The organism is Paenibacillus sp. Y568 (assembly GCF_059445545.1).
Window position 1 is genome coordinate 9,760 of the sequence record NZ_JCAIUM010000013.1, and the last position, 9,773, is coordinate 19,532.

Genomic DNA, 9,773 nt, shown 5'->3' on the forward strand with positions numbered 1-9,773 from the left:
TAAACTAATCCTTTGCTCTAACAAAGGGATGAGGAAGTGATGCGAAAAATCTTGTGGGATAAGGATTTTTTTGGGATTAGATGGGGCAGAACGTAATGGTTAGACTTTATTGATTTGGACACCGATTTACATAAAAAGCTAAGCGTTTCATATAATTTTACAAATGATTACAAAATCAGAGAGGGTATTTTGTTTTTTTCGTCGAATGATGTTAATGACAGGAAATAGACATACAAGGAGGATTCTTGGTGAAGCTGTTTGAGGTAATGCCAGAGTCCTTTTTTCGATTATTATCGGGGACCAATAAGCAATTAAACGTAGAGGCTGTTCAACTTTTATATGAACAAGCTAAACGTGAGCGTTTTGGTATTAGAATTGAATTGATGCGGGATCTGTATCAGGAACTGATTGAATCGTGGGAAGCGCTGGGTGCGCAATTGGAATGGGAAGAAGTATCCCCAACAACTGCTCTTGAACAAATATTCATAGAAGAAGTATCGCGTGGAAAGGCAAACAGCTTGATACGAAGGTTGGAAGCGTTAGGCTGGATTGAACTAGAAACACGCGATCGATATGAGGTATACATCGTATTACCTCATTATACCATACGGATGCTATCACTCATTCAGGAACTATGTGAGGGGAGGGCTATAGAGTACCAGCGTTATGCTTTTGCAACCTACGGTATGTTATCCGGTGAAGAATCAAGGGAGCGTCCTGCTATGGCTGTACGGGAAGCGCTGTCTAATACCATTCAGTTCGATCGGGAACTGTTTACTCTTTACAACAATATGAAACATCATATGGAACAGGTGGTCAGTAAAAAATCTATTCATGAAGTACTTGATCACCACTTTGATCATTATCAAAAGGATATTGTCGAGAACAGTTACCATCGGTTGAAGACTTCAGATCACGTATCCAGGTATCGTCATCAAATCCTCGATATTGTGCAGCGCTGGCAACTGGACGATGTTTGGATGGGGCAGGCCATACTGGATGGGATTTCAGGCGGGCTATATGAGAGTTCTGAAGAAGCGGAGACGCATCTGAGGCAGTCTTTACGGGATATTGAGGCCATATACTTAGGTCTTGATGATACCTTTTACCGGATTGATCTTCGTCATAATCAGTACTTACGCTCTTCCTATGACCGGGCACGATATTTGAGCCAGCATCACCAAGGAATTGACCAAAAGCTGGCGTCTATACTGGAAGCACTGGGGGATGCATCGTTCCCTTTATCAGATGAAGCTATCATTCCACTTTCACGATTGCAGCTAATTCGGGTTTTAAACGAGGGGTCGCTTCTCCCAGTCAGAAAAAAAAGGTTTCCGCACCAGTCGGAAGAACATCATGTATTACCGATCTCAGAAGAAGTACGAAAACAATTGCGCGAGGAGCGAATCGAGCGAATGCGCAAGGCCATTACGCGTAAGAAAGTGGAAGATTTCGTTTTTTCTCGCTTACAGAATAAAGATAGTATGGAGATTGCGGAACTGGCACCTCAGAATGTGGAGGAAGTACTGCTCTTGACGTATATTTATTTATATGGTCAGGATGGTGGATCTCCCTACCAAATTGAACGCAGTAAAGATCGTCTGATTATACACGCGGGTCCCTACCGTTTCTACAACCATATGATCAGACCACGAATTTCTGGAGGGAGTGAACTTAATGTGGGAAGAGATCAGCGAACAAGAACGTCAAAAAATTAAGGCTGTGCTTAACCGACTTTTGGCGGTCAATTTTCTCGTCCGAGAAAAAGACCGTGATGGCTATGCTGTGGTCCGTCGTCATAAGGGAGCTATCGAACATTATCTTCAAATGCTGGACTGGGAGATGATTGTGGATGAGAGACACGAATGCATTTTTTTGCAATCGCCAGACAGCTCGTTTAGACGCTCTCTGGATCGGGAGATGAGCATTTGGCTACTCATTCTACGGTTGATCTATCAGGAAAAAAGGCAGGGACTTACCATAAGTGCCTTCCCTACGACAACGATTCATGAAATTCGTACGAAATACGAAACCTTTCGTTTGCCTTGGTTAGGTAAAACTAAGTTGGATCAAGTTATTAAGCTCTGTGCCAGATACCAGCTCACTGAGGTTCTTGACACAGATATTCGTTCTGACGATTGTAGAATCGTACTATACCACACCTGGCTATACGCTATTGACTTGGAACAAATAGATACTCTTGAGAGTCGAATTGAACAATACAGAGTGGGGGAAGAAAAGGGGATATTGGATGAAATGGTTAAAGAAGCTTCGCTTGATTAACTGGCATTACTTTTCTGATGAGGTTATGGAATTCGGTAAGCAAACCTTGATTACCGGTAAAAATGCTGCGGGGAAATCAACCATTATTGACGCTTTACAAGTATTGTTTGTTGCCAACCAGAAGATGATTAAGTTTAATCCGGCCGCTCATGAGGATGCCAAGCGCACTCTGTTAAATTATTTGAAGGGCAAGATTGGCAGTGAGGAACGAGGATATGTAAGGGACGGGGATTTCAACACCTATTTGCTTGCCGAATTTGAGGATCAAGAAAAGCGAGAGTCATTCGTAGTCGGCATGGTATCAGATGTGTTTTCCAATATGGAACACGCTGAAGAGTTTTTTATTTTGGCTCCAATGACCTTGGATATGCTGGAACTGATTAAGCCCGATGGAAGATTACGTAACCGCGATGAATTGAGAGGATATTATCAAGGGTTCAGCGGCATTAAATCTGTGTTTGAGCAGAATAAATCACAATATCAGAAAGCGTTGCTTTCCCGGATGGGGCATGTACATGAGCGTTTTTTTCAGACCTTTACCCGGGCGTTGTCTTTTAAACCCATTCAGAATATTCGTGATTTTGTTTATCAGAATATCTTGGATCGTCAGGAGCTGCAGCTCGGCTTGATGAAAGAAAACTTTGCTGTGCATGAGCGTTATCGATTGGAGTTACAGGAACTTCAAAAGCGCAAGGACAAGCTGGGCCAAATTCGTGAGCGATTTCAAAATGTAGAAAAATATCGGCATCTTGTCGTTGAACAGGATTATGTGATCCGCTCACTGCGTGTGCTTAAGGAACAAGAGATACTTGAACAGCTGGTCTTGGAGTTAAAGGGGATGATCCGTAAACTGGAACATGCCCGCAACGATTTGGAACTTGCAAAACAGAAGAAGGAAGAGGCAACCCAGCAAAAAGAAGGTTTTTCCCGCAAGCTATATGAGAACAGTGAAGAAAAAAGGAAAAATGAGTTGGACCAGAATATAGAGGACGGAGAGAAGCGTTCGGAAAAGCTGGAGCAGCAGCTTGCCGTTTGGCAGCGTTGTATACAAAAGCAGGCCGAACATATCGCAAATCTGGGGATGTGGATCGGAAACGGGATTTGGAAACATCTAGATAATGAGAGTGAACAATTGCAGCGAGCGGCAGATTTTATTAGCGGGTTGGCGTCGAATCTTGCCGGTAATGATCATGATATTGAACTGGAAAAAGAAATACTTCAGAAAATAGGAGAGCAACTGGAGGAGATTCAGGAACGGATGTCCGAGACACGGACACGTTCCAGCGATCGTTTGAAAGATTTAGAACAAAAAATCAAGGATACAGAAGGAGCCATTCGCAACCTAGAGCAGCGCAAGCGCCCTTATAATGATGAGGTATTGGCGCTTAAGTCACTACTAGAAGAGCGTCTTGGATCTCGTTCACCAGTCTGGATATTCTGTGAAGAGATGGAACTGACAGATGAAACATGGCGCAATGCGATTGAAGGTTATTTAAACACTCAGAGATTCGATCTTCTGGTTGAACCATCCGTATTCCGGGAAGCTTTGGCAATATATGAGCGAGAGAAGCGCAGTCGTCGGATTGAGGGTATCGGCTTGGTTAATACCGAAGCAGAACGGAAATATTTGAACACGGCACAAAAGGGCTCTCTCGCAGAGTCGGCGGAGGCGGCTCATCCTGTTGTCCAAGCTCATCTGGAACATCTGCTAGGCAAAGTGATGAAGGCCGTCGATGAGCAGGACTTGCTGCGTCATCGTACTGCGATTACAGCAAGTTGTATGGGCTACAGCAATCTGGTGGCCCGGCAAATTCCTGAGCGACTGTATTCTCCTCCCTATATCGGAACACAGGCTGTCATCCGCCAATTGGAACTGAAACGAGAGGAACTTTCGGATTTGCGGAGGGAGAGAGACATGCTTTCTGCTGATTTGGAGCAATTGCAAGCCTGGTTGGAGCAACTGAAGGGAAAGCCATCCTTGTTGGGTGTGCTAGCTGATCAGTTAAAGCTTCCCCGACTGGTGAAAGATTGTTTGAAAGAACTACAACGCTGGCAAGAAGAACGAAAAACTATAGATTTAAGTGAAGCGGATCTGTTGCGTAAGCAGATCGAACATTGGAAAGAAGCGGAGAAAAGCTGGGAGGAAAAGTGGGGAAGTCATAAACAGAATATAGGTTCTCTTGAAGCAGGATACAAAGAAGCAGAAACAAAAAAAAATTTGCAAGTCAATATTGTAACAGATAAAGAGGCTAGCGTGGATCAGTGGAAGGCTACATTCCCAGAACGTTTCCAGCAGGCGCTGGCACGGTTGGAAGAGGCAAACCGTTCATCGAATGTCACGGATTCTAAGCTAAATAATTGGGAAGGAAATCGCAAAGGTAACGAAACAAAGCGTGATGAAGAAGCTCAGCAGTTGGCGAGGCAAAGAGCCGATTATAACGTGGAATATACATTTATATCCGAAATTAATGCAGATCATAACGAGGTCTACGACCATCTACTTAAGCAAGTGGAAGGTTTAGATATTCCTGATTACCTGAAGAAGGTGGAGGCGGCGCTTCAGGTTTCTGAAGAAGAGTTCAAATCTCATTTTGTCTTTAAACTACGGGAAGCTATAGAGATGGCAAAAAGAGAATTCAGAGAGCTAAACTATGCGCTCGATCACTTTCCTTTTTCAACTGACAAATATAATTTTCAGGTTGTACCCAGCGAAAAATACCGCAGATATTACGATGCCGTGATGGATCCAAGGTTAATGGAGCGGGGGACCTTGTTTGATGTAACGGATGATGAACGGGCTGATGCGTTACAAGAATTATTTAAGCAGCTTGTACAAAACGAAGCGGAGGATATGGAAGAATTCACGGATTACCGTCGATATTTAGATTACGATATTCTTGTTCGGCAAGGGGACAATCAATACCGTTTCTCACAAGTGCTGAAGGAGAAGTCCGGAGGTGAAACCCAAACGCCGTTTTATGTGGCTATCCTGGCTTCGTTCTATCATCTGTATCGTTCTGAACGAACCCTTAGACTGGTCGTATTTGACGAAGCATTCAACAAAATGGATGAGCAACGGATTCAGACCAGTCTCAAGTTAATTAAAATGATGAATCTCCAGTTAATAGCCGCAGTACCTGATGAAAAAATGCAACATATGGCGCCTGAGGTGACAACGACCTTAATTGTTACCAACCAGGATTATCGATGTTTTGTCGATATGATTGACCGTTGGGAAGACGAAGAAGCCCATTTAATTAGACCTGAAGAAGATCAGGTGGATTGGCAGCAGGATACATTATTTTGAGGTGACATGAAATGAACGAACAGGAATTTAAAGGAGAGTTTAGATACAGATTACTGAACCAACTTCTAGATAAGTATGAGCGAAGCAAGGCTTTTATTATGGGGGAACCAACCAAGCAACGACCACAGCTTGTATTGAATGATGAGCCGTTTAAATCAGACTATGAGGACGAAATGAATTTTCGAAAGCGTGAATGGATTCATCAAGTATTGGAGGAACTTACAGCAGAAGGAATCGTCAATCTAAAACGGGAACGATCATCCAATATCATACAGAAAGTGTATATGGAATGGGAAAAGATAGATTTCGCATATGGACAAGTCGGCAGGCAAGCGAAAAGGGACAAGTTGGCTGAATTGACAGCTATCCTTGGGGAACTGAACGATCATCCCTGGGACTGGGTAGCCAAATGGTCCCTGGGGGCCGTAGCGGCATTAGAAGTGCAACGTTCGGTAGGAATGGATATAAACGATATAAAAAGTTATGCGGATGCGGTGCGTGTATTACAGGAATTGCCGGTTATATCAGGAGATATTCCAAAGCGTATGCTTAGCATGCGAGTGTTCGGCAACAGCAAGTATTTCGAAAAACATGTCGAACGAAGGATCATGTCTATTGTAAGGCAGGGAATGGGGGAAGCTTCAGAATTGGGGGAAGGAGAACTGGATTTGATTGGCATTGTACCTCACCCCAAACCTGTTCTGATGGGCGGTGGTGGGCAGTTCACTCTGAATGGAGCAAAATTATCATTAGAATTATTCCCAGATGGAACGGCCTTGTATCCCGAAACTCTGAAAATATTTCAATGGACCCACATAAATGTGGAACAAATTGTAATGATTGAGAATTTGAGCAGCTACCATCAATGGCTTCGGGTCCGGCAACCTATACGGGAATTGGTTATCTATACTGGCGGTTTTCCGCACGGTGTCCTTCAATTATTCTTACGGGGTTTGTGGAACACATTGCAGACTAAAAACGCCTCCATCTCTATATTTCACTGGGGGGATATAGACTTGGGTGGCATCCAGATTTATCGTTTTCTACAACGTGACTGTCCTTTTGACATTTGTCCTTTGTTCATGGATGAGGGAACTCTTAGACAATTTGGAGAGGTATGTAGAGAACAGCCGGATCGTTATCGACAGAAAGCCAATGATCTGCTGCAAAGTGAATCCTACGCCAATTGGCACGTCTTACTGGAAACGATGGCTCAAACAGGTTTACGTCTGGAACAAGAGGCTATACCGGATGAATTTGTACAAGAGGTTTTTTAATTCTGAGAAAGACTACTGAAATAAACGAAGGCATCTTAATCATTCGTCGCGGCAGTGCAACAAGATTATTATTAAGTGAATCCATGGACTTCCTCAAAAAAAGACTCCTTTGAATCCTTGGATTTCGGGAGTCTTTTTTTTGGAATGTCAACTAAGCTGAAGGTGAGGAAGAAGGAATGCTTACAATTGAGCAGTACATAACAAAAATGAAAAAAAAGGATAAGTTAGATGAGTTCGATTTTAAAAATCACGCCGAAAACATGTCTACTGTCTTGAAGTATGTAATGGAGTATTTCAATAATTATTTGAATCCGGAGGAATACGATTATGAAAACATTAAGACAGAGCAGTCCGCATTGAAAATCACTCAGGAGATCGAGAGTTCATTTCTTAAAAGCAAAGATTTTATTATTGAATACTATAGAAAAACAAGGAGTCGGATAGATCGGATATTGAAATCATGGATGTATGAGAGGAAGTACGTTCATCTATTTTATAGTGTCGAGGATTATGAGTATACCATTTATAAGTTCTGTAACAGTGGAAAAATGAAAGGAACAGAGATTGAAAAGTATCGGGATCAATTGATCATTTTGGCAGAAGAGATAAAAGTAAAGGAGACAAATAAACCAACCCTTTCCGGATTTAAATATTTGGATAGTAGCCTAATCGACTGGGTGAGGGAGACATACCGCAATTATGGCGTAAATTTATTTGAGTTTGTTCAAAATTATACAGGTGCTTTTTTTGATGAATACATAGAGCGAATTTATAACAGGGAATCAGAGCAATTCTATTATATTAATAGATACAATCATAGGTACAATGATAACCCGTTTAATATGGCGGGACTGTATATGGAGAACGAGCATCGTCCGTTTATTAATGGACGTAAAGGCGAATTGGAAATGCTAATCATGTACGTATGGGTATTCGAGGATGCAAACGATGAGGAATACTGGCCTGAGTATTTGAATTTATGCATCTCTACTGGAAGAGTAGGCATTGTAAAACGTATTAATGTGTTAGTGCCTGTAAAAACGAAGGGCATGACGTACCCGATTGATATTAAGAGCAATATGATATTTATCGAAACGACAACAGGGCTGTTAAAGAGTGCTCCGAATAAAGCGTACATTTTGCGTCTGAGCTATGAAAAAGAGAATGATTTATTGTGGAAAGACACTGTACGACTTGACGTGATTTTGAAAAATTTAACGGAAACGTTTTCCCAATATGGGTTGCCTGAAACACTGGAGTTGTTATCCCCTTTACGGTCTCAAACCTATGGTGAAGAGGAATTTTTTAGGCAGTATTCTTTTCTCGAGAAAAGTCTGAAAAAATATAAGACCATGAAAATTGCTTTGGTTAATGCACGGAAGAAGCAAAATGGGAAATCAAAATATCTGATGCAATCTGTTGAGGACGTTGTAAACATCAACAATGTGGTCAAAGAAATGAAGTATAAATTAAAGTTTACCCTAGATCTTTCAAGGCTGACTAAACAGAAAAATTATAGCAGCGATTTCGAGGAAGACTTTAATCGGCTTAGCGAGATAAGAACTGCGATTGTTGGCATTCATTTGTCCAAGTTCCCTAGCCGAACGGGATTTTCTCATAAACAATATAAAGACGGAAACGCCTATCTATATAAATATGATTATCCTAAGAATTCAGATTTCTTAAGCTCTTGTTCAGCATTGCTAAATGATAACCTGAGTCGTTATTTTGTCCCCGAGGGAATGGCTTCAGAGATGGAGCTTGAGGAACTAGTTGATGAGCTGCTAAGAGGCGGATTCTCCTTTTCCGGTCAGGAGGGGGAATGACGGTGGAGCGATATGGTTTTATAGAAATAATGGACATGAATAATTATTCTATTGATCAGTTAAAAGAATTTGACGTAATTGAACTATTGACACCAGAATCCAAGGCTAAATTCAGCGAATGGTGCAAGTATCTTCAAGTTGTGAGGCAGAGCAAGTATCTACATCCGCTTATTGTCGCATATCAGAATGAGCTCGCTTACAGAAAGTCACGCGAAGAAGAACATAAATTTCGAAACGATCTCGATCCGTTTTTGCAAGGGCATTCGAAGGTTGAATATCGCAGGAATAAAGCCGTATTGTCAATGAATATATCCGACAAACAAGCCAATAGGGTATTCAAAATTATGAATTTCTTAATTGATGCGGTAGTTGAATTAGGCGGAACGATAAATGTGAATGCAGGTGAAGAGGATAATACTAGCTTGCGGCTATTTGGTCATGATTTTTCCTTTTCGATGATTGAAACCAAAGTGAAAAGACGTTCTTTATTGTCAAATCTGCAATCTAGAAGCGTGACGATTGGGTTAAAACCAATGTATGAAAAGATCCCCAGTGGCTTTCTTAAAATGGATTTCAAGGAGATTCTCGGCTATGCGAATAGAAATAAAATAGCCAAGTCACTTTGTTTTTCTGAAACTCTTGATAGGCCATTTGAAAAACAAATAGGTGAAATTTTAGCAGAACTGATGAGAAATGCAATTGACATAAGTATAACCAGATACATTGCTGAGCGAGAATATGAAATTAGGAAAAAAGAGCAGGAGCGTCTTTACGCTATTGAAGAAGCGAAGAAGCAAGACTTTAAGAGGCTTGAAGAATACAATCTTCGTAGACAGCATTTAACACAAAACATTGAGAATCAAATGAAAAACTGGTTTAAGGCTCAAGAACTTCGGAAGTATGCAGAGGAGTTGGAGAGATATGTTGCTGCTTGTAAGGACGAGACAACAAAGGACTTGTTAATCTATATTCAATTGGTACGAGAAGCAGCGGAAGGTTCTGATCCTGTGAAAGATATATTGAACGAGTTAAAAGCACTAGAAGGTATTTGATTATTTATTACTATCTGGCTAATCGTAT

The 9,773-nt window shown here is 41.5% G+C and carries 6 protein-coding genes; all 6 read left to right on the forward strand.

The genetic code is table 11. The features are described from left to right. Positions 1 to 248 precede the first annotated feature (248 nt). The 6 genes from AC1D7X_RS17785 to AC1D7X_RS17810 all read left to right on the forward strand — a co-directional run bounded on the left by AC1D7X_RS17785 (position 249) and on the right by AC1D7X_RS17810 (position 9,745). Positions 249 to 1,718, forward strand: coding sequence for a Wadjet anti-phage system protein JetA family protein (locus AC1D7X_RS17785; RefSeq protein WP_495475807.1), 1,470 nt, complete (start codon positions 249 to 251; stop codon positions 1,716 to 1,718). Next, the gene (locus AC1D7X_RS17790) at positions 1,678 to 2,283 is read left to right on the forward strand and encodes a DUF4194 domain-containing protein (protein WP_495475808.1); all 606 of its coding nucleotides are present in this window, start codon (positions 1,678 to 1,680) and stop codon (positions 2,281 to 2,283) included. The genes AC1D7X_RS17785 and AC1D7X_RS17790 overlap by 41 nt, the downstream gene beginning before the upstream one ends. After that, on the forward strand, positions 2,252 to 5,590 hold the full coding sequence (locus AC1D7X_RS17795) for an ATP-binding protein (protein WP_495475809.1): 3,339 nt from the start codon (positions 2,252 to 2,254) through the stop codon (positions 5,588 to 5,590). The genes AC1D7X_RS17790 and AC1D7X_RS17795 overlap by 32 nt, the downstream gene beginning before the upstream one ends. Positions 5,591 to 5,601: 11 nt before the next feature. Further along, positions 5,602 to 6,867, forward strand: a complete 1,266-nt coding sequence (locus AC1D7X_RS17800; RefSeq protein ID WP_495475810.1) for a Wadjet anti-phage system protein JetD domain-containing protein — start codon at positions 5,602 to 5,604, stop codon at positions 6,865 to 6,867. Between the two features lie 176 nt (positions 6,868 to 7,043). Beyond that, on the forward strand, positions 7,044 to 8,693 hold the full coding sequence (locus AC1D7X_RS17805) for a hypothetical protein (RefSeq protein WP_495475811.1): 1,650 nt from the start codon (positions 7,044 to 7,046) through the stop codon (positions 8,691 to 8,693). 2 nt (positions 8,694 to 8,695) lie between these two features. Further along, positions 8,696 to 9,745 (forward strand): hypothetical protein, encoded by a 1,050-nt coding sequence (locus tag AC1D7X_RS17810; protein WP_495475812.1) that lies wholly within the window; start codon positions 8,696 to 8,698, stop codon positions 9,743 to 9,745. Positions 9,746 to 9,773: the final 28 nt, after the last annotated feature.